The organism is Olivibacter sp. SDN3 (assembly GCF_014334135.1).
GTDB lineage: Bacteria > Bacteroidota > Bacteroidia > Sphingobacteriales > Sphingobacteriaceae > Olivibacter.
Genome location: NZ_CP060497.1, coordinates 5770602 through 5794996, shown reverse-complemented (window position 1 = coordinate 5794996; position 24395 = coordinate 5770602). Strand labels below are relative to the sequence as shown.

21 protein-coding genes are annotated in these 24395 nt (G+C 42.7%); 5 read left to right on the top strand and 16 right to left on the bottom strand.

The window, feature by feature from the left end; all coding sequences use genetic code 11:
• Position 1 precedes the first annotated feature (1 nt).
• The 4 genes from H8S90_RS24440 to H8S90_RS24425 all read left to right on the top strand — a co-directional run bounded on the left by H8S90_RS24440 (position 2) and on the right by H8S90_RS24425 (position 3606).
• Complete coding sequence (locus H8S90_RS24440; protein WP_187340374.1) at positions 2-1507, top strand: IS66 family transposase; 1506 nt, start codon at positions 2-4, stop codon at positions 1505-1507.
• A 429-nt stretch (positions 1508-1936) separates the two neighbouring features.
• Positions 1937-2269: a helix-turn-helix transcriptional regulator gene (locus tag H8S90_RS24435; protein WP_187340373.1), complete on the top strand. Its 333-nt coding sequence runs from the start codon at positions 1937-1939 to the stop codon at positions 2267-2269.
• Between the two features lie 52 nt (positions 2270-2321).
• Positions 2322-3176 carry an arsenite methyltransferase gene (locus H8S90_RS24430; RefSeq protein WP_255501726.1) on the top strand — a complete coding sequence of 285 codons (855 nt, stop codon included), beginning with the start codon at positions 2322-2324 and terminating at the stop codon, positions 3174-3176.
• A 10-nt stretch (positions 3177-3186) separates the two neighbouring features.
• Positions 3187-3606, top strand: coding sequence for an arsenate reductase ArsC (locus H8S90_RS24425; RefSeq protein WP_187340372.1), 420 nt, complete (start codon positions 3187-3189; stop codon positions 3604-3606).
• A 531-nt stretch (positions 3607-4137) separates the two neighbouring features.
• Here the strand turns inward: H8S90_RS24425 and H8S90_RS24420 are convergent.
• The 7 genes from H8S90_RS24420 to H8S90_RS24390 form a co-directional block, all read right to left on the bottom strand.
• Positions 4138-4980, bottom strand: a complete 843-nt coding sequence (locus H8S90_RS24420) for a universal stress protein (RefSeq protein ID WP_187340371.1) — start codon at positions 4978-4980, stop codon at positions 4138-4140.
• Between the two features lie 18 nt (positions 4981-4998).
• Positions 4999-6219 (bottom strand): Na+/H+ antiporter NhaA, encoded by a 1221-nt coding sequence (gene nhaA / locus H8S90_RS24415; RefSeq protein WP_187343177.1) that lies wholly within the window; start codon positions 6217-6219, stop codon positions 4999-5001.
• A gap of 47 nt (positions 6220-6266) precedes the next feature.
• Positions 6267-6656: a hypothetical protein gene (locus tag H8S90_RS24410; RefSeq protein ID WP_187340370.1), complete on the bottom strand. Its 390-nt coding sequence runs from the start codon at positions 6654-6656 to the stop codon at positions 6267-6269.
• 1 nt (position 6657) lies between these two features.
• Positions 6658-6858 carry a hypothetical protein gene (locus tag H8S90_RS24405; RefSeq protein WP_187340369.1) on the bottom strand — a complete coding sequence of 67 codons (201 nt, stop codon included), beginning with the start codon at positions 6856-6858 and terminating at the stop codon, positions 6658-6660.
• A 270-nt stretch (positions 6859-7128) separates the two neighbouring features.
• On the bottom strand, positions 7129-8571 hold the full coding sequence (locus H8S90_RS24400; protein ID WP_187340368.1) for a sodium:alanine symporter family protein: 1443 nt from the start codon (positions 8569-8571) through the stop codon (positions 7129-7131).
• 299 nt (positions 8572-8870) lie between these two features.
• A complete protein-coding gene (locus tag H8S90_RS24395) occupies positions 8871-9548 on the bottom strand; it encodes a TrkA family potassium uptake protein (RefSeq protein WP_187340367.1) in 678 nt (225 codons plus the stop codon).
• Between the two features lie 50 nt (positions 9549-9598).
• A complete protein-coding gene (locus H8S90_RS24390) occupies positions 9599-11380 on the bottom strand; it encodes a TrkH family potassium uptake protein (protein ID WP_187340366.1) in 1782 nt (593 codons plus the stop codon).
• Positions 11381-11608: 228 nt separating this feature from the next.
• Between H8S90_RS24390 and H8S90_RS24385 the strand changes: the two genes are divergently transcribed.
• Positions 11609-12460 (top strand): mechanosensitive ion channel family protein, encoded by an 852-nt coding sequence (locus H8S90_RS24385; protein WP_187340365.1) that lies wholly within the window; start codon positions 11609-11611, stop codon positions 12458-12460.
• A gap of 378 nt (positions 12461-12838) precedes the next feature.
• On the opposite strand, the gene H8S90_RS24380 is transcribed toward H8S90_RS24385, so the two are convergent.
• The 9 genes from H8S90_RS24380 to kdpA form a co-directional block, all read right to left on the bottom strand.
• Positions 12839-13168 carry a hypothetical protein gene (locus tag H8S90_RS24380; RefSeq protein ID WP_187340364.1) on the bottom strand — a complete coding sequence of 110 codons (330 nt, stop codon included), beginning with the start codon at positions 13166-13168 and terminating at the stop codon, positions 12839-12841.
• Positions 13169-14224: 1056 nt separating this feature from the next.
• Complete coding sequence (locus H8S90_RS24375; RefSeq protein WP_187340363.1) at positions 14225-15967, bottom strand: ATP-binding protein; 1743 nt, start codon at positions 15965-15967, stop codon at positions 14225-14227.
• Between the two features lie 158 nt (positions 15968-16125).
• On the bottom strand, positions 16126-17247 hold the full coding sequence (locus H8S90_RS24370) for a sensor protein KdpD (protein ID WP_187340362.1): 1122 nt from the start codon (positions 17245-17247) through the stop codon (positions 16126-16128).
• A gap of 13 nt (positions 17248-17260) precedes the next feature.
• Positions 17261-18490 (bottom strand): glycosyltransferase, encoded by a 1230-nt coding sequence (locus H8S90_RS24365; protein WP_187340361.1) that lies wholly within the window; start codon positions 18488-18490, stop codon positions 17261-17263.
• 7 nt (positions 18491-18497) lie between these two features.
• A complete protein-coding gene (locus H8S90_RS26305) occupies positions 18498-18629 on the bottom strand; it encodes a hypothetical protein (protein ID WP_255501725.1) in 132 nt (43 codons plus the stop codon).
• Between the two features lie 87 nt (positions 18630-18716).
• Positions 18717-19799 (bottom strand): porin, encoded by a 1083-nt coding sequence (locus H8S90_RS24360; protein WP_187340360.1) that lies wholly within the window; start codon positions 19797-19799, stop codon positions 18717-18719.
• 41 nt (positions 19800-19840) lie between these two features.
• Positions 19841-20413: a K(+)-transporting ATPase subunit C gene (locus H8S90_RS24355; RefSeq protein ID WP_187340359.1), complete on the bottom strand. Its 573-nt coding sequence runs from the start codon at positions 20411-20413 to the stop codon at positions 19841-19843.
• A gap of 14 nt (positions 20414-20427) precedes the next feature.
• Complete coding sequence (kdpB, locus tag H8S90_RS24350; RefSeq protein ID WP_187340358.1) at positions 20428-22494, bottom strand: potassium-transporting ATPase subunit KdpB; 2067 nt, start codon at positions 22492-22494, stop codon at positions 20428-20430.
• Positions 22495-22514: 20 nt separating this feature from the next.
• Positions 22515-24215 carry a potassium-transporting ATPase subunit KdpA gene (kdpA, locus tag H8S90_RS24345; protein WP_187340357.1) on the bottom strand — a complete coding sequence of 567 codons (1701 nt, stop codon included), beginning with the start codon at positions 24213-24215 and terminating at the stop codon, positions 22515-22517.
• Positions 24216-24395: the final 180 nt, after the last annotated feature.

The following is a 24395-nucleotide window of genomic DNA, read 5'->3' as shown; positions in this document are numbered from 1 at the left end:
TATGGGAACGGCGCTGGAAAACCTATCAAAAGAGGAGCTTTTAAAGCTTGTTTCCAAGCAGCACGAGGCACTTGGGGCTAAAGACGAAAAGATCGGATACCTGGAATCCCAGCTTGCCATGTACAAGCGGATGCAGTTCGGGCAGAAGCGCGAACGCTTTGAAGGCGACCCCAACCAGACCACACTCCCGCTTCAGGCAGAGCCCACAGCAGTAGAGCAACAGCAGGAAGAAACCAAACAGAAGATCGAGTATACACGCAAGCGTCCAAACCACAGGGGACGTGCGAAATTACCGGAACACCTTCCTGTGGTAGAGATAGAGATACATCCCCAGGGCGACCTTGCCGATATGGTATGCATCGGCAAGGAAATCACCGAGGAACTGGAGTGCGAACCTGCCAAATTCTATATCAACCGCTACATCCGCTATAAATACACGCCTAAAAATGGAGATGGCGTGCGTATCGGCGGACTTCCCGAGCGGGTTATCGACAAAGGTATCCCCGGAGCAGGTCTACTGGCGATGATACTGACGGGTAAATATATGGATCATCTCCCGCTTTACCGCCAAAAGCAGATCTTCGCAAGGGAGAACATACGGATCGCCTCCTCGACCATCGAAGGCTGGACAAAGGAAGCCCTGATCAAACTCGAACCGCTCTATGAGCAATTGGTCTTTGACACCAAGGCAAAAGGATACCTGCAAGTAGATGAGACGATAATAAAAGTGCTGGACAGCGATAAAAAAGGCGCCACCCACCAGGGATACTATTGGGTGTACCACTCGCCGTTGGACAAAACCGTGCTGTTCGATTATAATCCCTCACGTGGCGGCCACGTGCCTAAATCCATGCTGGATAACTTTAAGGGTTACCTCCAGACGGATGGATATGCGGCATATGATAAATATGGCACAAAGAAAGAGATCACCCATCTGGCGTGCTGGGCACATGCACGCCGTGAGTTCGAGAAAGCCCTGCAGAATGACCGCCCAAGGACCGAAAAGGCCCTGCTGATGATACAGAAACTCTATGGAATTGAACGCAGGGCCAAAGAAGAACAACTTTCAGCCGACAAGGTCAAGGAGCTGCGGCTGGAAGAAGCCTTACCTGTAATCAACGAAATGGGAAAATGGATCTTCCAAGAAATAAAAAACACACTTCCTAAAAGCCAGATCGGAAAGGCCATGGCTTATGCCCATGCGCGCTGGGATGCACTTTCGGCTTATCTTAACGACGGAAATCTGCAGATTGACAACAACCTTATCGAGAACGCCATTCGCCCGGTAGCGCTCGGCCGTAAAAACTACCTCTTCGCAGGTAGCCACGAAGCTGCTCAGCGCTCAGCTATGATCTACTCCTTCTTTGCCATCTGCAAAAAACATGACGTGAACCCTTTCCTGTGGCTAAAATACACGCTGGAAAATATCATGTCCATCAACCATAAAAAACTGAAAGACCTCTATCCACAGAACTATAAACAAATTATTGAAAAATCAAATATGTAGTTCGTAGGGCGGATACCTTAGGAGCTCCTAATTGGGCAAAACTCGAACCAATTTATGGAGGAATTAAGGGAAATAACAAGTCTGACAGATGAAAGTGGAGCCTAGAATAAATATGATGAAATTGAAAATATGCTGAAAAAAGAGAAGAAGTCATAGAAAGGACCTAATAAATAAAAGGTGTCTTCTATCTAAATTAATCTAGCCAAAGTTACTTCGCCAGCCAGACAATTCCCCAACCAATGTTCCAAGTAACAAAGTACGTCCAAAATATATTAAGTTTTTAATGCTTTACGTATTTGTAACATTGGTTATTGGATTCAATGATCGATTTTTAGTTGTAAATTTTCTTACAGCCTTATTGTTTATTTTTTTTAATAAGTTGTGATTTTTTAAAATTTAATCGTAATATTGCGATAGGTTGTAAATAATATGGGAGCAACGAAATCAGGGTTATTCAGCAAGGAACAGAATGAAATGGCGGTGATGGCCAAAGCCATCGCACATCCGGCGAGGATTGCTATCTTGCAATATCTTGTCAGAAAAAATGCCTGTGTGTGCGGTGATCTGGTAGAGGAGCTCGGACTTGCGCAGGCCACAACTTCACAACATCTAAAGGAACTGAAGATAGCGGGTATTATTCAGGGGTCAATCGATGGGGCAAGCGTTTGCTATTGTGTCAACCCAGTTGTATGGAATCAGTATCGCATGCTTTTTAATGACTTTTTCAAAGAGGTCGACCTGAGCGGAGCAAAGTGCTGCTAAAAATTTTTTAACCAATATAATCGTAATATTGCGATAACACGATAATTATAGAATGATGAAAACAGAGAAAGAACTAAAAGAACTGGTAAAAGAAAAGTATGGTCAGATTGCCTTACAGAACAAGGAAGCCAATCAAGCCTCCTGTTGTGGATCAGGATGTTGTTCGGATGAAGTTTACAACATTATGAACGATGACTATTCCAACATGAAAGGTTACAGTTCAGATGCCGATTTGGGACTTGGTTGTGGACTTCCCACACAGTTTGCACAGATCAGAAAAGGACACACAGTAATAGATCTGGGAAGCGGGGCGGGGAACGACTGCTTTATCGCTCGTCATGAAACAGGAGAAAGCGGTAAAGTAATCGGTATTGAGTTTACTTCAGCCATGATCAATAAAGCCCGTGAAAATGCCGAAAAGCTGGGCTACAATAACGTGGAGTTCCGTGAAGGAGATATCGAGCAAATGCCCATATCGTCAAATACAGTCGATGTGGTTGTAAGCAATTGCGTACTCAATCTAGTACCTAATAAAGACAAAGTTTTTAAAGAGATTTACCGTGTACTAAAGCCCGGTGGGCATTTCAGTATCTCGGATATCGTATTAGTGGGTAAAATCCCGGAAAAAATCCGTACCGCTGCCGAGATGTATGCCGGTTGTGTTTCCGGCGCTATCGATAAAGATGAATATCTTTCCCTGATTGTCTCAAATGGTTTTACAGAGATGGCGTTACAAAAGGAAAAGCAGATCTTCATTCCCGATGATATTCTTAATAACTATTTAACTGAAGAAGAAATAGAAAATTTCAGAAAAGAGGATGGCGGAATATTCAGTATAACGATATATGGTGAAAAACCACAAGAATCTTGCGATGATCCAAACTGCAGGTGTCACACAATCCAATAATCTAGGTCATATGAAAAAAATTTTAGTACTCTGCACAGGTAACAGTTGCCGAAGTCAAATTGCGGAAGCCTATCTGAAACATTTTGCAGAAGGCAAAGCCGAAATATACAGCGCAGGTGTGGAAACACATGGAGTTAATCCACGGGCTATTGCTATAATGAAAGAAGTTAGTATTGACATTTCCTCTCATACATCCAATAATATCGATGAATATGCAGGCATTAATTTCGATTATGTGATCACCGTATGCGATAACGCTAGGGAACGTTGTCCCTATTTTCCTTCAAGGGCTATCAAATTGCACCATAACTTTTCAGATCCTGCAAAGGCAGTTGGTACTGAGGCTAAAATTATGGAACAGTTTCGGAACGTACGGGAACGGATCAAGCAATACAGTCAAGAGTTTATAGGACGTCATATAATCAGATAGTTATGAAAAAATAAAGATAATTGGTTCGATATTTCTAGAAAAGTTCACGTTTGAAAATTTAAAATTTTTAACCGCTACCGTTAGTCCTTATGTTAATTTTATTCAACTGATTAACAAGGAATTGCATAGAAATAAAAAAGAGAAAAAAAGCTATAAAAAGCATCTTACCCTTAAGATATTCTTTAGTGGGTAGAATTCAAACCAAATTGAAGATTTAATGGAAATCGTGGCTTTGATAGAAGATGTAACCGAGGCGAATTGCAAAAAAACTTAAGGCCACCATCGACAACTTAAGCAACAGAAGCCATCAAAATATCAATTTTTCCTAAACCAACTGAAGGTTGATATCAAAATTTGTCTTAAGTAATAAGATAACACATATATGCGATAACTGTCGTAATTACCCGTCTAAACCACATAAGCAAAACCGCTAATCCGATTTTATGCGCTCATAATAAAAAGCTTATTTAGTTCATCAACCAGTGTTTTATAACTTTTTATTTTGCATTTTAATATTACGTTTTAAGATTATTAAACGGCAATTTGAAGTATCAGCACAGGCGTTTTAGACTGGTGAACAATCGCCTTCACCAGGTTTTTCTGGAACAGTTTCTCAAAAAAGTTTTTTTTACGGATGGTGAGTACCAGGAGATCGATATTGTTCCGCTCTGCTATCTCGTTTACCAAAGCCAGGCTTTCTTCGCCCTGCACCAGTTCATGAGAAACGTTGTCGAGCGGAACTATTTTTTTGAGTGACTGTACCCACTCCGCTAAGATGTGTCGATCGGTCTCCGAAGAGTCTTCTTCAGACAGCTTCATGTGAAAGAATCTGTAGGAACTCTTGGTTGACCCGAACAAACCTTTGAGTGTTTTCAGCGCATTGATGTCGCTGTTTGCATAGTCGGTGAGGAAGGCGATCTGTTCAAGTTTGAAATTCTGCGTCTCTTCTGGAACCACGATCAACGGCACGGGAGAGCTTTTGGCAACCTCAAAGGAGCTGCTGCCGATCAGGGTATGTTTTAAACCTGAAGCGCCTTTGGTACCCATGATGATAAGATCAGACCCTGCAGCAGTTATCGCCTGGGCCACAGCTTCCACAATATTTCCTTTAAATAGGCTGGAGCTGATGTAGATGGCAAGGTCTTCCGTAGTCTCCGTTTTCAGAAAGCTGTCCATTTCTTCGGTAGCTTCCTGCTCTGCACGGATCAGATCCTCGCGATTGGAAGCTTCATTCTGAAAGCTGGATTGAAAGGCCGTGAACGCATGCATGACATGCACCCTGCAATCAAATCTTTTGGCAATGGCCAGGGAATATCGTAGCGCCAATCCCGCATTCTCGGAAAAATCGGTAGGGACTAAAATTGACTGGATCATATTTGGTTACGATTTTGTTTAAGATTCTTTAGCTATTTCTACGTTTGTTGATGCTGATTTATTGTCCGTCTTTTTGCTGATACTACTAAGGAAAATCGATCCCACAACACCGGAGATCACGGAGGCAACCAAAACGGAAAATTTTGCCTCTGCCGTCAGCAATTCCTCTCCGGAGAAGGATAGCAAAGCAATAAAAATAGACATGGTGAAACCGATACCTGCCAACATGCCTACACCCAATAAGTGTTTCCAACCAGCGTGGCTGGGCATGGCACATATACCTAATTTTACCGAAATCCAGGAAAGCAGGAATATACCCAAAGGCTTACCAATGAAAAGGCCCAATACGATACCCAGTCCTAATGGTGATATTAACCCATCGAACATGCCTTCAACAAAAGTGATATTAGTATTGGCAAGAGCGAATATGGGCATAATCAATAAATTGACCGGCCGGGAAAGCGCATGTTCCAGCTTGAGCAATGGCGATTCCGCGTTTCCATTGCTTTTGCTCGGAATGGTGAAAGCCGTCAGCACACCGGCAATGGTAGCATGTATACCGGAGTGGTGGATGAAGTACCAGATGAAGATCGCTGGAACCAGGTAGGCGGCCGTGTTCTTTACACCTAAGCGGTTGAGCGTAAAAAGGCCGGCAACCAACAGCGCGGCATACATTAAGTAGTCATAGTGCAGGTCTCCGGAATAGAATATCGCAATGATCAATATGGCCATCAAGTCATCCACAATAGCCAGCGCGGCCAGAAAAATCTTGAGTGTGATAGGTACTTTTTTCCCCAAGAGTGTTATGATAGCCAGGGCAAAAGCGATATCCGTAGCCATAGGAATGGCCCAGCCGGAAGCCGTTTCCGTGCCATGGTTTAACAAAGCATAAATAGCAGCGGGCATAACCACTCCCCCCAGCGCGGCAAATACCGGTAACGCCGCTTTTCTGGCGGATGAAAGCTCTCCATCCATAAGTTCGCGCTTAATTTCAAGTCCAACCAACAGAAAGAAAATGGCCATCAGGCCGTCGTTTATCCATAATATAATTGGATATCTGAGATGCAGTGCCTGCGACTCATAACCAATTTCTTTGTCAAGAAATTTCTCGAAGCCTGCCCCTAATGGAGAATTGGCAACGGTTAAGGATATCACTACGCAGGCCATGAGCAAAATGCCCGGACCGGTATTGGAGAACAAGAAATTTTTTAGCCTGTTGGAATACGTTGGAGATGTCATCACCGTAAAAGTACAATTTTTTAGGTAAAATACCGCATTGGAGTGTATTAATAAAAGGGTTTATCGTCAGATGACATTACCTTTTTGAATGGTTTATTAATGAAAAGGTGAAATAAACATCCGCCCATGATATATGCCAGTATATCAAAAAGATCGGCGGTGTATCTTTCGGAGAACAGGGGTAATATCCCTTCAAAGATCAGTCCCGTATAAGCCACCATGAAAAACACATAAGTAACCGGAAAGACATAGTATTTATCGCACGTGACAAAGACGCGCATAAAGGTCAACACCAATGTTCCGATGACCGGTATGGCGAACACGTCTGTAAGGTAACTGTTGATAAATACCGGGAGTTTTTCAGCTCCCCGTAACACGTGGACGGTAGGCCAGAAGAGGCAGCCTATTAAAAATAAAGGGTTTAATAGTGTACGCATGCTAGGCGGCAACAACGGCGGCGGCCCCAAGAGCTGCGGTGAGGGCCAGAAAAAATATACAGAAAAGGACAAAACCAATATTTTTTGCCATACGCTTTCCGGCGGAGTCTCCTTCGCGAATGGGAAGTACCTGCCCACGCAATTGTTTAAAAAGTGGTTTTTGCTCTTGACTTTTCCCCTGGTAAGTTTTCTTTTCCATCATTTTGATCAATAAATTTTTATTTGGTCTTTTATATAGAAGCAAACCTTGGTCATTTTGTTTGAAGAATGTGCATGCTACATTATTCGGAGAATTTATTCCAGCAGATCTTTTATCTCAACTACATCGAAATCCGGATTGGATTCGAACAGCTTGCTTGAATATGGCTACACCGCATTGGCCGATTTAATCCTTTTTCACTATGCCATCGAAAAGTTGCTGATTTGATTAGGACCGAAAGATGCGATAACATGGTTTTTATTTGGTTTTAAGTTAATAGGCGTAGTCACTTGCTTCGTCCCACAGATCAGCATGTTTTATGTCGAGTTTCTTCGGCGAAAAAGCCGGATCTTTGACAACTTTCCGCTGCTCCTCATAATCTTTCAATGCCCTGATAGCAGGCCTGTGTAAAAGGAGAATGGCGATGATATTGAGCCATGCCATCATGCCCACTCCGATATCTCCCAATGCCCAGGCAAGCTTTGCCGTTTTGATGGAACCGTAAAAAGTGGAGAACAAAAACAAGGCCCTTAAGGTGTAAAGGACCCATTTTCCCTTGCGACTTCCAACGAGGTAGCTCAGGTTGGTCTCCGCGATATAGTAGTAAGCCATGATGGTGGTAAAGGCAAAAAACAATAGCGAGACGGCTACAAACCCGGAGCCGATGCCCTGGAAGTGCGTGCTTACGGCATGCTGCGTAAATGCCGGTCCGTCCTCGATGCCGGGCAGGTGTTCCGTAATAAACCCGCCCGTGGGGTGTTCGACATTGTACTGTCCGGTGAATAATATCATGAATGCTGTGGCTGTACAGACGAAAAGCGTATCTACATATACGGAAAATCCCTGTACCAATCCCTGGGCAGCAGGATGTTTGACCTCCGCGGCGGCGGCCGCATGTGGAGCCGTTCCTTGTCCAGCCTCGTTCGAGTAGATGCCTCGCTTCACCCCCCAAGCTATCGCCGATCCAAAGATTCCGCTGTATATCGGTTCCAGGCCAAATGCCGAACGGAATATCAAGCTCAATACAGTGGGTATTTCCGAAAGGTGGAACGATATGATCAATATCGCCATCAGTATATATGCCCCCGCCATAAACGGTACCACATATTCGGCCACTTTACCTATTCTTTTCACCCCTCCAAAAATGATCAGACCTAGTAAGATGGTTACAATAGCGCCTGAGATATGTACCGGTATGTCAAAGGCATTATAGCTGCTGGAAACGATGCTGTTGCTCTGTACGCCCGGAAGAAAAATCGCCGTGCTGAGAATAGTTGCTATGGCAAATAATACGGCATACCATTTCATCCTTAAACCTTTCTCGATGTAATAGGCAGGTCCACCACGATATTGTCCGTCGATTTCGCTTTTGTAGATCTGGCCGAGCGTGGCTTCCACAAAAGCGGACGAAGCGCCGAGAAAGGCAATGGCCCACATCCAGAATACAGCCCCAGGTCCGCCCATGGCGATGGCGGTGGCTACCCCCGCGATGTTCCCCGTGCCGACCCTTCCGGATATGGCAATGGAAAAAGCCTGAAAAGAACTGACACCCTTTTTCGAAGATTTTCCACCAAAAAGTAATCGTAGCATTTCGCCGATCTTCCTTACCTGGACCAGTTTGGTCACAATTGAAAAATAGATGCCCGCGCCTAGGCAAAGTACGATCAGCGCGTTGCTCCAAACAAGGTCATTTAAGTAGTTTATGGCGTTTTCCATATGGTTTTTGATAAAAATATGAACGATAATGGTTTGGGTGTCCAGTTTTAAACGCCCAATAATAGAAAAATAAAATAGAAGAGCCAAAAAACTGTCTATTTGTGTCGGTAAAGCTGTTGATTTCTGTAGATCTTGGTTTGTGCAATAATAAAAAAAACTTTTTTTGAACGTTTTTTAACGGATAATCATTGGAAATGATGTTTTAGATACCACTTTTACCTGTTCAACAGCTGTCATTTCGATGTTGTTTTCAAATCTGCTGATAGCGTGGCGATCAACAATCAATAAGCTCGCATGGGTTATTTGATAAGTTTGTTGATATTGTTTAGCTCTCCGAAAAGGACCAAAATATCATTCTCATGGAGCACTGTCGATGATTTGGCGATACCGGTAACTTCTTTTTTCTGTTCGGTAGTGCCATTGACCTTTTCAATACGCTGCCTGATGGTTGTCAGCACGATTACTTTATATTGATTGGTAAGGTCGGCTTCCCGTAAAGTTTTACCCACATATTTTTCAGGAACGACGGTCTCGACGATACTGTACTTATCGGATATTTTAAAGCTGTCGATAATATCGGTGTTGTCCAGACGCATGGCAAGCTTCTCGGCGGATTCCTTTTCGGGATGGATGTGCTCGTCGATCTGCATGGCCTCCAGTACCGTCTTCTGCAGATCAGATACCACGCGGCCGACAATGCGTTTGACGTTCAGTTGCTTCATTAATGCCGTGGCCAGCAGGGAGGCACCCTCGTCCTCGCCGATGGCGACGATCACTACGTCACTGTCCCTTAACGGCAGAGAGCTTACCGCGTCACGATCGGTGCAGTCCATGCACACGGTATGGGTGATCTTCTCGCGCAGATTTTCTACTTTGGACATGCTGTTGTCGACGCCGATAACCTCATGGCCCAATGCCGTCAGTCTAATGCTCAATGCTCTACCGAAGTTTCCCAGTCCTAAAACGATATATTTCATAAATCTGTTTTTTTAAATTTCCTGCAAAGACCCTGCTATATCAGTTAATGTTAGAACAGTACCTTCTCCTGCGGATAATGGTAATTTTTGAATCCTATATCTTTGACAATCGCGACCAATAAAGTGAGTGCACCGACCCTGCCCACAAACATGCTGATAGCTAACACGACTTTGCCCGCACTGCTCATTTCGGGAGTTATCCCGAGACTGAGACCTACCGTGCCATAGGCCGAAAAGGCTTCAAAGGCGATACTTTTGATTTCTTTCTCCCCATCGGTCAAACAGAGACCGAAAATAGATAGGCCGAGCCCGATAAGCGACAGGATGATCACGGCAGAGGATCTCCGCAGCGAGTCAGTTGAAATTTCTCTGCGGAAAATCTCCACTTTATCCTTACCCTTAACCAGGCTTACCATATTCAATATGGCCACCGCGAAAGTGGTTGTCTTGATACCACCCCCGGTGGAGGCCGGTGATGCGCCGATCCACATCAGCAGCATGATGATCATGACAGTAGGTGTAGCCAGCGCGCCAATATCGGTTGTGTTTAAACCTGCCGATCTCGGGGTTGACCCCAGAAAAAAAGCGGTAGTCAGTTTACCAAAAAAGCCATCGTGTTCGGCAAGGCTATTGTTATATTCCAGTATAAGGCAGCTAACGGTTCCGATAGCTAATAAAAAAAATGTTGTCCAGGCGACCAGCCGCGAATTAAAACTGATGACCCAGGCTTTATAGAGGTAAGGTTTGCCATGGTATATCCTGCAAAAGATATTGATGGTCCAGCGTTTGATAAAAGTAAAGGTATTGAACACGATGCCAAAACCCAGTCCGCCCAGTACAAACAAAAGGGCAATGGTGAACACTAAGGGGTAATTGAAACGGACCGCATCCTCATAGAGGCCCTGGGGCAGCGTGGAAAATCCGGCATTGCAAAAAGCGGATATCGCATGGAATACCGCGAAGAAAAAATGGCTCTGGTTGAGCTGATCTGATATTTCTCGTGTATGCATGTAAATCAGTACCGCGCCGATCGTTTCGAAAAAAAAGGTAACCGAAATAATTTTTAACAAGGTATTTACCACGGATCCCAATTTCTTCTCACTCAGCAGTTCAGTATACATCAATTGATTTTTATATGAAAATCCGCCGGAAAAAAAATAACCGAAAAAACCGGTAAAAGTCATAATACCCAGGCCGCCGAGCTGTACCAGAACAATCAATACCGTTTGGCCAAAGAGCGTGAAATCTGTTGATATATCGACTACGGAAAGTCCTGTAATGCATACGGCACTGGTAGCCATGAACAATGCATTGACAAAACTCAGTGGAGGACCGGTGGTTATCTTTGGCAGGAGCAGTAAAGCTGTGCCCAGAAATATCAGAAAGAGAAAGCTCAGGACGAATAATAGTGTGGGGTTGAAATAGAACCGATCAAAGAAAAGACTGCTCTTGGATATCTCTACCAGAAACACGCCGAATACCCCCATGTAAAGCCACTCTGCCTGCCTGAAAAAGGAATCGGGCGATATGGGAGCAATAAGTCGCTCCATAACAACAAAACAAAAATAGATGCATAACAGCAATTCCGCGTATTTAAAGGCAAAGTCATCGGATCGGGAAGTAAAACGAACGATTGTTTTTGCCAGCGTTAATATGCCGAAGGCATAAAAAACGCCTACGATAACATGATCGAAAAAAAGTGAAACGGTTATATCCGAATTATAACCAATATGTGCCAGAATAAACAGGGAACATACCAAACTGGTGTAAAGTATGCCTGAGTCAACAATCTTTAACCCTCGAATAAATCGTCGGTCTTTAAGTAGGTTCATGCAAGAGCATTCAATTTATATGGCACAAACATAGGCTTTCTCCTGTATTTATAAAAGCGGTGGGGGTATTTTGCTATTTGTTTTTTTCAGGATGCTTCCTGTCATCGCTAAAATACAATCAGCGCAGGAAACAGATTGTTGGTAAGTTGTTGTTTTATCCCATAGATGCTTTGGAAGAAATTTTTAGTTTTGAATAAATCTCTTATCACAAAGTTAAAAACAATTGTTATGGAAGACTTAGAGTTCAAAGAAGTTCAACAGCATTGGGATAAATTTTTATCCTCGGCAATGGATTGGGCACCGCGTATACTGACGGCGATTGTCTCCGCCCTATTGATTTATTTGATAGGCTCATGGTTGATACGGATAATTAGACGCGTAACTGAAAAGGCCTTTAAAAGACGTCAAATGGAGGTTTCACTGCAGCGATTCCTGATTAATCTCATTACCTGGGTACTTAATATCCTCCTCTTTATTGTAGTTGTAACGCAATTGGGCGTCCAAACCTCTGCTTTTGTCGCTATTATCGGAGCCGCGGGCTTGGCTATTGGTCTGGCTTTGCAGGGATCATTGGCCAACTTTGCGGGAGGCATATTGATTCTGCTGTTGAAGCCTTTTCGTGTAGGCGATTTTATTACGTCCGAATCCGGTGTTTCCGGGACGGTGCAGGAAATAGATATCTTTAATACAAAATTAACGACGCCACAGAATCAGCGGGTAGTTGTACCCAATGGCAACTTATCCAATAGTGGCATAACCAATTTTACACATATGGGCACCCGCCGCACTTGGTTTGATATCGGTGTTTCTTATGATACAGACCTTAAACAGGCAAAAGAGATTCTGCTGGACACCATCAAAAACAACGAATATGCCATGGAAAACCCGGCGCCACAGGTAGTCGTGACAGAACTAGGGGATAGTGCGATAAATTTGTCGGTACGGGTTACCGCTGCAAACGAAAATTTCTGGACGATGCATGAGCAGCTATTGATCGATTGCAAAGCCGCACTTGACAACGCGGGAATAGAAATTCCTTTTCCCCAAAGGGATATACATATCCGTGATGAAACGGAATAAAAATCCTTGTTAGCTTTTAATCTTGTTAGCTTTTAATAAGAAGTCGGCCGTCTATACGTCTGGCTTCTTATTATTAGATGAAAACAAATTATACCTACATTTGCAATTGGGAAATAATTTTAGACGGCATTATCGTGCGGAAACGGAAATCAGAAAGCTTTACCTGATTCTCCTGCCGGACTTACCATTAAAAAACCTCAATTATTATGAATAAAAATAATACAAATAGAAGAACATGGTTGGCCTTAGCGGGTATACTACTTTTTTTGTTAGCAATGTTTCTCTTAGCTTATTTGGCCAGCAGTCCTCCGCCACAGAATTGACGAAAGCTTTTTAAAGCGTATTTTGCCGAAAAAACAACATGCAGTACAGCGATGGTTAATCCTCGATGGATTTTAAATAATCTTCGATCCTGTTATTGCTTGGCACGCGCCTTTTCGTTTTTAAAAGTTTCGCTAAAAATGCCGTACCTTTCTGCGAAATTCCCATGATGAGACTAGGTCCGGTTGCTCGGTAATATTCATTTTCCTTTTCTACGAGTGTATGTCCATATTCTAATGTAATATAACCTTTTTGAGCAAGAAATTTGGCTACTGAGAGCACGTCATCACTGTTATAACCGTCGAGCATTATTGGACAACCGTGGGCGACATTTACTTTTTTGGCACACTTAAGCAATTTGATGATCAATCGGACTTGTCTTTCCATTAAAGATTCCCCCTAATTTTATCTGTATACCTAGTGCATATACTCTGTTTACCTGGTGCATATATTTTATATGATCTCTTTGTCGGACCCGCTTATCGTTCCTTTCTATTTGGAAAAAAGAACTATATATTATATTTGGGAACAGATTTTTAATCGTAATGTTTTGATTCAGCACCTGGGTGGTTTCCTCTCTATAGATCTACACGGCAGATCAACCAAAAGGTAAGTTAAGGATGAAGGGACCCAGTGTATTCAAATAAGGTCAAAAAGAAGGTAATAGGACTGTTGGTAAAGTTTCCTTGGTTTGGCAAAGTTTAACCCGATATTGATGGAAACAAAGCGCTGATTTTTACGCTAATTCTAATTGATTTCTAATGCAATATGATTTGAAATCAATGAAGTAGATGGTATCTTTACGGTAATTAATAGAATTTACCAACTAATAGAATTTAATTTATTATGGCCAAGAAAGACCAAGAACCCAAAGAAAATACCCCGCAAAAAAAATCGGGTAAAAGCGCGCTTGTAAAACAAGAACTGATGGATAGATCGGATAGTTTTTCCAAAAAGAAGACCAAAAGAAAGCATCCAGCTCCAAAGACAAGTAGAAATCCAAAAGGATTCTCATAGGACTCAAGCCAACGGGCCATAGACCTGGCTGACCTTCCCTTTTTTCGATGTTTTTCTGGTCAAGATCATCAGGAAAATCATTGAAGCGAGATTGCGTTGTCTTGTGGGATATTCCGAAAATTTAAATTTGTAATAATCCCCACTGAGAGTTAGACAGTCTGGGGTTGAGCTATCAAATTTGCTTCATTGACGATGTTGTCTTTTACGGCCTCAAAAAGTCGCGTACCTCCCTGGGAAAGCAGGGGTATGAGATATTGTTCGTTTCTCGTGATTTAGCCTTAATAAGTCATTGGTTTTTAAGTTTGCATAAGCACATTCAATTTATTTTTCGGTAAAACTTCCCTACTGTATTAAGGCATATACGATATCCTCGCAATCTGTAGTAAAGTCCCATCTCATCAAAAAGCTTACGTTAAAAAAATTGGCTTATCTGTTTTCCTTTATCATATGTAGGAAAAAAGAAAAAGTACTTCCGGTACCGTATTCACTCACGACGCTGATTTCGCCACCCTGTGCTTCGATAAATTCTTTGCTTATACTGAGCCCTAGGCCTGTGCCCTGCTTTTTGGTGCCGGGAATACGGAAGTAACGTTCAAATATTTTGCCGAGATATTGTGTCGGTATACCCTGGCCGTTATCTTTTACTGAAAACCTTACGATGTTGTCGCCCTTTTCAACAGTGATATGTATAGTGGAATGCTCATAGGAATACCGGATAGCATTTGATAGTAGATTGGTGAGTACCCAAGCGGTTTTTTCGCTGTCTGCCATAACCATGGAGGCGTCTTCATCCTGCTGGATTTCGAACCTGATCTGCTTTTGCTCGGCCGCAACCTTATTGGCATTCACTGCATAGTCTATCATCGGACGAATAGCTGAAGGCAGTACACTGATCTGTATGGAACCGCTTTCTACCTGGGTAATATTCAATAGTTCACCGGTAATCTTTAGCAATCGCTTGGTATCTTCTTTCATTCCACTTATAAGATCTTTCTGTTCGTCATTCAACGAGCCGATCTGTTCGTTTTCCAGCAGCTGTATGCCCATTTGTAGAGAGGCGATGGGGGTTTTGAACTCATGGGAAACGGTGCCCATAAAATTGGTTTTTGCCAGATCCAACTCTTTGAAAGGGGTAATGTTCTTAAGCAAAATAACCTGACCGATATGTTGTGCCTTATTTTCGCCGGTTGGAATGATCTTGATCTCCAATACCTCTTTTTCAAAATAGCTTTCTTTATTGTCGGCAAATATTTTCATCGGCGTATGAGAGGTGGAATTACTACTCAGGGGGTGGATCATGTCTTTAATGATGTCTCTCACTAAATCATTGACAACAGCCACATCCTGAATCTGCTTACCCACAAAATCTTCCTTTTTCAATCCGGTAATCTTAAGCGCTTCCGCATTGGCAAAAAGCACTTTGCGGTGTTCGTCTACACCGATTACGGGATCGTGCATGGTATCAATCAACGCCTCAATGCGCATTTTTGCTTTCAATATTTTTTCTAGTCGGCTTTCGGAGTATTCTTCAAGCTTCTTTGCCATCGTATTAAACGATTTTGCCAGTTCCCCGTATTCGTTGTGACCCTCGAAGTTAACCCTTTTTTTATAGTTCTGGTTGGCAATGGCCTTAATGCTGCTGGTCAGCTCTGCAATGGGATCCGCGATGTTTGCAGGAAGATTTACCAACAAAATAAAAGCGATAATAAAACAGAGTGTACCGCTTATGGATACGACGACAATAGCCTTTTGGGCAGTGGCGTCGGCAATATCGCTCTTTCGTTCGATAGCTTCCATGTTTAAGCGCATCAATTCTGTGATATCCTTTCTGATGCCGGAAGTCATAGCCGCATCTTCAGGATGCGACTTAAACGCTGAAAAATGCTGAAAGATCAATTCGGTAGCTTCCGCTTCTCCTCTTTCGGTCACGTTCTGACGCTGCCTATTTAAATTTTCTTCGAAAGTATCGAGCGCTACAGAATCGGTAGCGACGTTTTCCAAAGCCAATAGCATATTTTTTGCATATTGAAGCGTATTGTAGTTCGCTTTAAGAATGTTGTTCGTGTCTTTTTTAAGATCGGTGATATACCAGCTACTGATCAATGCGAGCAAGAGTATCATCAAAAAAAGCGACCCGACACCAAACGTTAATTTTGTTTTTATTTTCACTTTTTTAAGATTAAAATTGACAGATTACAAAATTGGAAGTACTCATGGTTTTGATTTAGAACAAAATCAGCTTTACTTTTTCTCTTGCGATGCTTCCTCAGGCAAGACTCCGGATTTATCTTTTGAAATACGTTGTCTTATCTTCTCTCTTTCCGTTTTCAACTTAATATCACCAGATCAATATTTTCTTTCGAAAGCTTATTTAAAAGTGTTCGAAACGTGTCTGTTGCCAATATAACCTTCGCTAAAGTAAGATGTGGTTTTCCTATGCAAACAGTAGTTATTTTCCGCGCTTCACATTGCTCCATGATGGCCCTAATGATACTCCTATTCTTTATTTTGATAATTTCGGCGCCCAGTTCCGTAGCCAGTTTGAAGTTATTGATTAAATGTCTTTGCTTATCCAAAGCTATTTTGTCTGCACTTTCTTTTGGCGTTTGTACATATAGCACGTACCATTTGCTATTGTAATAATTGGCTAACCGTGCTGATTTCCGGATAACGGTCCTGGATGTCTGTTCGTTACTTCCGATACAAGCTAAAAAACGCTCGTTTCTCACTGGATGGGTATGAATTACTTCGTTTTCTACCTTGCGCTTTACCTGTGAAGCAACTTCCTTCAGCGCAAGCTCACGTAATTGCAGGATATGCTCGCTCTTAAAAAAATTCTTTAAAGCGGCCGGTATCTTAGATGCTTCATAAATCTTACCTTCTTTTAATCTGCTGATAAGCTCATCTGCAGTAAGATCGATGTTAACCACTTCGTCGGCCTGTGCGACAACTCTATCGGGAATACGCTCTCGAACTTCCACGCCTGTGATGTTTTTGATAGCTTCATTTAGGCTTTCAATATGCTGTATGTTGACGGCGCTAATGACGTTTATACCGGTATCCAATATTTCCATTACATCCTGCCAACGCTTCTCATTTTTGCTTCCTTCTATATTTGTATGGGCTAATTCGTCAATAAGCACAACCTCGGGCTGATAATTGATGACAGCCTGCACGTCCAGCTCCTCAAGTTCTTTTCCTTTATAAAATAGTTTCCTTCTGGGAACAAGAGGCAAGCCCTCTATAAGTTCTTGTGTTTCTTTTCGGTGATGTGCTTCAATATAACCAATCTTTATATCAATGCCGTTTTTCAACAGGGAATGGGCTTCCTGCAACATACGGTATGTTTTGCCTACTCCTGCGCTCATACCGATGTACAGTTTGAACTTCCCCCTGCGGGATTTCCGTATCATCTCTAAAAAATGTTCGGCACTTCTTCTTTCGTCCATATTAATCAGAAATTTATGATGGATATTCCCGTTCGATTATCTCCATAGCAGTTCTGACCCCGTCTTCCTTTTCCAATGCCTGTTTAAGTATCCGGGCATTTTCATATAGGCTGTCTGCCTCCAAGAGTTCCTTGATACGGTTTACTAATTTCTTTTCTGTCAGTTTTTTGAGAGGTAGCGGATAGAGTGCCACACCCTTTTGGTAAGCAATTTTGCCCCAAAAAAACTGGTCGCCAAGTGGATGCAGGACAGGACAGGTCAAAAACGGCCTCCCTGCTTTGAGACAGGCCGCAACTGTCCCAATGCCGCCATGATGTACAACCGCTTTAACCAACGGAAACAACTTTTCGTAGGGTGCAGCGTCAATTAATTTGATGTTCCGGATGCCGTTGAGTTTTTCTGTGCTCGAAAGGCCCCAGCCTTTCACGACGATGATTCTGATGTTCAGTTGCTCACTCAAAACATTGATAAGTTTGGCGATATCCTGTCGATTGTCAAAGGGCATACTTCCAAATGTTATCAATAATGGAGGGTCACCGTTTGCAATAAAATCAACAATGTCCCGCTGTAGTTCAGAAGAAGAATCGTCCAGCCAAAAGCCGGTGAAAAAGCTGTTGTGTGGAAAATCGTCGGGCTTGTTCAATAACAATTCGCTTATACCATAAAGAGACATCAAAGCTGGTTTTTTAAATACTGCCTCAAGTCCTACCTTCCTTCTAAACTCCTGAATAGGCCTTATCCACATTTTCAATCCCAGATCAGTCAGTTTAAAGGTGAACCTGTTTAGAAAAGAAGGAAATGGCAATGCGCTGAAAACAGGATTGGGAAATGCCGACGTTGGCTGACCTGCGGGAATGACATCGGTCCTGATCATTTTTCCGGGAAACTGGTCCGCAAAACTGTCCGCCATCGTTTTGATATGGAACAATACTTTGTCGCTTTCCTTGGCCAAATGATAAAACTTGACCAATGCGTCCTGAAGCATCGGGTATACAAATTTTTTCAGGTGCTTTCGGACAAGGAATGGGTTTTTTCTGATCTTACTCCCTTCTTCCGAAATAAGCAATGTCTGAAAGTCAGCATCAACGGGAATAAAATCCAGCCCATAGGAAGCGATAAAGCTTTCAAAGTTCTTCGCCGTTGATAAAACGACTTCATGCCCTCGCTCTTTCAATGCCCTTCCAAGTACAGCATAAGGTTGCACATCGCCTCTTGTTCCCAATGTTAGTATGGCTATTTTCATTTTTTTTCTATTTATTCCATTGTTTTTTTATTTCGCTCAGCGGACCCTCGTAAGCCGAGCCAAACAGAACAGGCTCTCCTTGTCCATGTGCGGTAAATTCCATTGAACCCCTTTCCGTTGCGATTATAGAAGGTGCCATTCTTAATTTGATTTCATAATTACCGGTTGAGGGTTCCTACAAAGATAAAATAATAAAAAGACGGGGTTGCTATGTACCCCTTTGGCGTTAGAAATGAACAGCCAATGATGTTATCGCTATGGCATTGCTTTTTTTTGCCACGTCATCTGTGTTTATAAAAACAGCGTCTTTACTGTTTAGACGCTTTACTTCGGTACGCCATACCAGATTGGTCAAGATCTGATAGTCCACATTCAGCGAAGCTCCGAATGTCTGGAAACCATTTTCAGTTCCTGTAGCTATAATAACGCCGTTTCTATCATTATAATATTCTCCTCTTGCAGCAATGTTTACTTTTTCTGTAGGGAAATATTTAATAATCAGTACCGGCGTATACCAGACATTATAGTTGCTGCCACCTTTTTCCTTTTGTTGGGCTCCGATATCAAATCCGGCAATCAGAGCAAATTTGCCGTGCAGCTCAAACTGTCCGTAAAGATTATGGAAATAACGCATCCGACTTTCGTCATCCGGCATATCATTACCGATAAACGAACTGCTATTCAACGTTACCTTGTCGCTCGGACGGAAGGTCAACTGGTGTCCAAATGCCGGAGTGCTGTTCCCCTCAACTCTTTGTATACGCTGCCAGCTATTCAGCACCAGTACGGCCATATTCCATTTATCGTTTTGCGTGCGGTAAGACAGCTTAGCCCCGGTTTCAAAATAAGGTGAGTTATCCGCCAGCACACTTCGGGTTAAAGTAAAACAGTCTGTCCCTATGGCACTTTCAAAACCTATATGCGATGGCATAACCCCAGCATCTAACCATAAATCTCGCTTTTTAGACAACTTGACACCGATATTAGCTTCAAAAATATTTTTCAGAACCCCCTCTTCGGCGACGTAGTTGGAATTCATATATGTTCCTACCGCCAAAGCAAGATTGGTTCTCTGTTTTTCGGTTTGATAATTTGCTTTTATAAACCCAAGGTTCAAGTTCACCTCATTATTTCTGTGATGGCTATATACAAATCCTGGTCTTGTATTTGATCGCGGATTATTGAAATCCTGTTGATAATACATTTCTGCATACCCGCTGATTGTTAATGGTTCCTTTCCTGTGTTTTGAGCAAATACACAAGCTGTTGCTCCCAGCATTACCGCCGAGAGCATTATCATTGATTTCATTTCTTTATTGATTAATGTTATTTGCCGATTTGTGACATCGCTCAAATCTCAATTTTATTAAGTTTATCGAGTGCTAAGTTCAATTTCAGTACATTGATCCTTTCTGTACCGAACAGTCCTAAGAATGGTTTTTCTGTATTGGAAATAATCAGCTTTCGAATATTGCTCTCGGTAATGCCCCTTAATCCGGCAATACGCTTTGCCTGCACATTGGCTGCCTGTATGGAAATATGTGGGTCTAATCCGCTGCCACTTGCCGTTACTAGATCGGAGGGGATTTCAGATCTGTTCACTTCTGGGTTGTGCTTCAGAAAATGTTTGATACGTTCTTCGATTTCCTGTAGATACACAGGGTTTGAAGGGCCTAAATTACTTCCACCTGAACCTGTAGCATCATACTCAACTGCTGATGGACGGGACCAGAAGTATTTATCCTGAGTAAAACGCTGGCCCACATTCTCGTGGTAGGTCTTACCACTTTCTGTAATGGTTTGGCCTTCTCCCTGCCCGGGAGCCAACTGTGCCACTGCCCAGATGGCGGTGGTGTATACGCCGCACAAAAACACGAAGCAAACCAGCGTTAATCGAACGGCAGGAATGATATTTTTTTTCATTTTCGTCTTAATTTTTAAAAGAATACTGATATAATTAAATCAATCAATTTGATACTGATAAAAGGCACGATCACCCCGCCAACACCGTAAATAAATAAGTTTCTTCTAAGCAACGCACTTGCGCCAATGGGCTTGTATGCGACACCTCTGAGCGCCAGCGGAATCAACGCCGGAATGATAAGGGCGTTGAAAATAATTGCTGATAATATGGCGCTCTCCGGCGAATGTAAATGCATAACGTTCAATCCCTGTAAAGCGGGAATAGCTGTAATGAACAAGGCGGGAATGATTGCAAAGTATTTCGCGACATCATTGGCAATACTGAAGGTTGTCAACGTGCCCCTGGTCATCAGCAGTTGCTTTCCGATTTCCACTACCTCAATCAATTTGGTGGGATCGTTGTCGAGGTCTACCATATTACCGGCCTCTTTTGCAGCCTGTGTGCCGCTGTTCATAGCTACACCTACATCTGCCTGAGCGAGGGCGGGAGCATCATTGGTACCGTCCCCCATCATAGCCACTAGTCGGCCTTCTGCCTGCTCTTTCTTAATATAATTCATTTTATCTTCGGGCTTTGCTTCAGCTATAAAATCATCAACACCTGCTTTTTCCGCAATGTACTTAGCCGTTAACGGATTGTCACCGGTGACCATTACGGTTTTTATACCCATTTTTCGAAGGCGTTCAAATCGTTCATGTATGCCAGGTTTGATAACGTCCTGAAGCTCAATGACACCCAAAGCAATTTCGTTCTCTGTAACGACTAAGGGTGTGCCCCCGTTCTGGGAGATAAGCTTAGCGCTTTCTTCAACTTTCGCGGGAAAGCTGTTCCCTGCTTGTACAATAAGATTCTTAATCGAGTCAGTCGCGCCTTTACGGATCCTAACATTTTCATAATCAATGCCCGAAGTGCGGGTTTCAGCCGTAAAATTGACGAAGTTGACTTGAGATAATGGTAAACTAAGTGTTTGGTGATCTCGTTTGTAATAAAGCTCGTTTTCATCCAATGTTACCTTTACTGATTTTAACTCTTTGGATAGCGCTATAATAGATTTACCTTCAGGTGTTTCGTCAGCTATAGCGCTTAATACGGCTGCTTTGATCAATTGTTCATCGCTATTGCCATTAACGGGATAAAAATTAGTCGCTTTACGGTTTCCGATGGTGATCGTTCCTGTTTTATCCAATAAGAGGACGTCTATATCACCCGCCGTTTCCACGGCTTTACCACTTTTGGTGATGACATTTGCGCTCAAGGCTCTGTCCATACCCGCAATACCTATGGCCGATAATAGCCCACCGATTGTGGTTGGAATCAGACAGACAAAAAGTGAAATGAAGGAGGCGATGGTAATACTTACATTTGCATAGTCCGCAAACGGTTTAAGGGTTACGGTTACGATAATGAAAACAAGTGTGAATCCAGCTAGTAATATAGTCAATGCAATTTCATTAGGCGTTTTTTTACGACTCGCACCTTCTACCAAAGCAATCATCTTATCCAGAAAACTTTCTCCGGGAGTGGTGCTGACTTTTACGACAATTCTGTCGGAAAGTACTTTCGTGCCTCCGGTTACAGAACTCTTATCGCCTCCGGCTTCGCGGATGACAGGCGCCGATTCACCTGTGATGGCACTTTCATCTATGGTAGCCAGGCCTTCAATGATTTCGCCATCGGAGGGAATGACATCCCCGGCCTCGCATATAAAAATATCACCTTTTTTTAAGTTTGATGATGATATGATCTGGCCATTGTCTAGCTTGGCCGGAGTTTCCTCTCTGGTCTCCCGCAAACTGTCTGCCTGAGCTTTGCCCCTAGCTTCGGCAATAGCCTCCGCAAAATTGGCAAATAGGAGAGTGAGTAACAAAATAATGAATACCGTAAAGTTATAACCGAAAGTGCCCTGTGATGTTTCGCAAGTCAGTGTCCATAAACATACGGCAAGCATAATGAATGTTCCAATCTCAACGGTAAACATCACCGGATTACGGAACATGATTTTAGGGTGTAGTTTTACGAAAGATTGTTTCAGTGCGCGTGGCACCATATCAGGCTGAAACAGTGATATATTATTTTTCATTTCAAAAGTTGATTTAAATTTTATTTCATTGAAATATATTCGGCAATAGGTCCTAAAGTCAAAGCGGGAAAGAAAGCCAACGCAGCAACAATCACAATTATCGCAAAGGTCATCAATCCAAAGGTGGCGGTATCGGTCTTCAACGTACCGGCACTTTCCGGGATATACTTCTTTTGTGCCAATAAGCCAGCTATTGCGACCGGCCCAATAATTGGTATATACCTACATATGAACATAGTTATACCACATAGTATATTCCAAAAAGGTGTATCGTCTCCCAGACCTTCAAATCCACTGCCATTGTTTGCGGCGGAAGAACACATCTCATAGAGCATTTCACTGAAGCCATGGTATCCGGGATTATTGAGCCATTCTGCATAAGCTTCAGGATTTTCCGCATACAGATAGCTTGCTAGGGCAGTTCCACCTAAAATCATTAACGGATGCAGTAACGCGACAATCATGGCGATTTTCATCTCTTTGGCTTCTACTTTCTTTCCCAGAAATTCAGGTGTACGTCCAACCATCAATCCGCTTATAAATACCGACAGAATGATGAATACATAGAAATTTAAAAATCCGACACCAACACCACCATAAAAACTGTTGATCATCATTCCTAACATGGTGAACATGCCGGAAAGTGGTGTCAGGCTATCATGCATAGCATTTACGGAACCATTGCTGGTAGTTGTAGTATTTATTGCCCAATAAGCGGAGGCTGCTGGGCCAAATCGTACTTCTTTTCCTTCCATACTTCCCAATGGCTGTTGGATGCCGAGGGCTTCGATGTCGGAATTTCCCTGCATTTCCAGTGCAACAGTGGGCACAAGCAAACAAAAGACGCCTACGGTCATTACACCGTAGATTACCCAAGCTAGTTTTCTACGCTTCAGTAAATGACCCATGGCAAAAACCATTGCGATGGGAATGAGGAATATGAAAATAGTCTCTATTATATTAGTAAAGTAGTTTGGGTTTTCCATCGGATTGGTAGAATTTGGGCCGTAAAAGCCACCACCGTTAGTGCCCAATTGTTTGATGGAAATAAAGGCTGCCACCGGCCCTCTACTAATTTGTTGCTCTACCCCTTCTAAAGTGGTGACGGTAACTTTGCCTTCAAAAGTCATTGGAGTGCCATTAAATACTAATAGAACCGTACCAATGAAGGCTATGGGTAGGAGTATACGTGTACAGGAGCGTACGAAATAACTGTAGAAATTACCTAAAGTTGAAGTGTTACGTGCTTTCATCGCATGAAATACCACGGCACAAATGGCAATACCGGTTGCGGCACTGATAAATTGCCAAAGCATCAGTGTCAACTGACCGATATAGGACAGCCCTGTTTCGCCGGAATAGTGTTGCAGGTTGGTGTTGGATACAAAGCTGGTGGCAGTGTTGAATGCCAGGTCTGCCGACATGGAAGGGTTACCATCTGGATTGAGTGGTAGCCAGCTCATATTTGTCAAGACAAACATGGATGCCAAAAACCAAATGGCATTGATCGTCAACAGAGCAGTTAGGTGTTGTTTCCAGTGCATTTCTTTGGTTTCATCGATTCCGCTGAGCCGAAAAAACAGTTTGTCCAGCGGATTAATCAGCTTGTCAAGCCAAGTCTTTTCGTGGTTAAAAACTCGGCCAATATATCGTCCCAGCGGAATGGCAAGAATAACCACCGAGACATACATGAATATAATTCCTAAAATTTCTGTATTCATATCCTCTTGATAAATAATTTTTTGATGCGTTAATCATCGCAAGATGAATTCCGCAAATGTGTAAGGCATGACTTTCGCCAGATTTAGATAATGCTATTTTTGATAATAGCTAAGTAGATTATCGCAGTAAAGAAAAGTATCCAAAAAATTATGGCAAACCATTCATTTAACTTTAATCTG

Coding starts and splice junctions, on each gene's coding strand:
- H8S90_RS24440 (WP_187340374.1), top strand. CDS start 2: ATGGGAACGGCGCTGGAAAACCTATCAAAAGAGGAGCTTTTAAAGCTT.
- H8S90_RS24435 (WP_187340373.1), top strand. CDS start 1,937: ATGGGAGCAACGAAATCAGGGTTATTCAGCAAGGAACAGAATGAAATG.
- H8S90_RS24430 (WP_255501726.1), top strand. CDS start 2,322: ATGATGAAAACAGAGAAAGAACTAAAAGAACTGGTAAAAGAAAAGTAT.
- H8S90_RS24425 (WP_187340372.1), top strand. CDS start 3,187: ATGAAAAAAATTTTAGTACTCTGCACAGGTAACAGTTGCCGAAGTCAA.
- H8S90_RS24420 (WP_187340371.1), bottom strand. CDS start 4,980: ATGATCCAGTCAATTTTAGTCCCTACCGATTTTTCCGAGAATGCGGGA.
- nhaA (WP_187343177.1), bottom strand. CDS start 6,219: ATGACATCTCCAACGTATTCCAACAGGCTAAAAAATTTCTTGTTCTCC.
- H8S90_RS24410 (WP_187340370.1), bottom strand. CDS start 6,656: ATGCGTACACTATTAAACCCTTTATTTTTAATAGGCTGCCTCTTCTGG.
- H8S90_RS24405 (WP_187340369.1), bottom strand. CDS start 6,858: ATGATGGAAAAGAAAACTTACCAGGGGAAAAGTCAAGAGCAAAAACCA.
- H8S90_RS24400 (WP_187340368.1), bottom strand. CDS start 8,571: ATGGAAAACGCCATAAACTACTTAAATGACCTTGTTTGGAGCAACGCG.
- H8S90_RS24395 (WP_187340367.1), bottom strand. CDS start 9,548: ATGAAATATATCGTTTTAGGACTGGGAAACTTCGGTAGAGCATTGAGC.
- H8S90_RS24390 (WP_187340366.1), bottom strand. CDS start 11,380: ATGAACCTACTTAAAGACCGACGATTTATTCGAGGGTTAAAGATTGTT.
- H8S90_RS24385 (WP_187340365.1), top strand. CDS start 11,609: ATGGAAGACTTAGAGTTCAAAGAAGTTCAACAGCATTGGGATAAATTT.
- H8S90_RS24380 (WP_187340364.1), bottom strand. CDS start 13,168: ATGGAAAGACAAGTCCGATTGATCATCAAATTGCTTAAGTGTGCCAAA.
- H8S90_RS24370 (WP_187340362.1), bottom strand. CDS start 17,247: ATGGACGAAAGAAGAAGTGCCGAACATTTTTTAGAGATGATACGGAAA.
- H8S90_RS24365 (WP_187340361.1), bottom strand. CDS start 18,490: ATGAAAATAGCCATACTAACATTGGGAACAAGAGGCGATGTGCAACCT.
- H8S90_RS26305 (WP_255501725.1), bottom strand. CDS start 18,629: ATGGCACCTTCTATAATCGCAACGGAAAGGGGTTCAATGGAATTTACC.
- H8S90_RS24360 (WP_187340360.1), bottom strand. CDS start 19,799: ATGAAATCAATGATAATGCTCTCGGCGGTAATGCTGGGAGCAACAGCT.
- H8S90_RS24355 (WP_187340359.1), bottom strand. CDS start 20,413: ATGAAAAAAAATATCATTCCTGCCGTTCGATTAACGCTGGTTTGCTTC.
- kdpB (WP_187340358.1), bottom strand. CDS start 22,494: ATGAAAAATAATATATCACTGTTTCAGCCTGATATGGTGCCACGCGCA.
- kdpA (WP_187340357.1), bottom strand. CDS start 24,215: ATGAATACAGAAATTTTAGGAATTATATTCATGTATGTCTCGGTGGTT.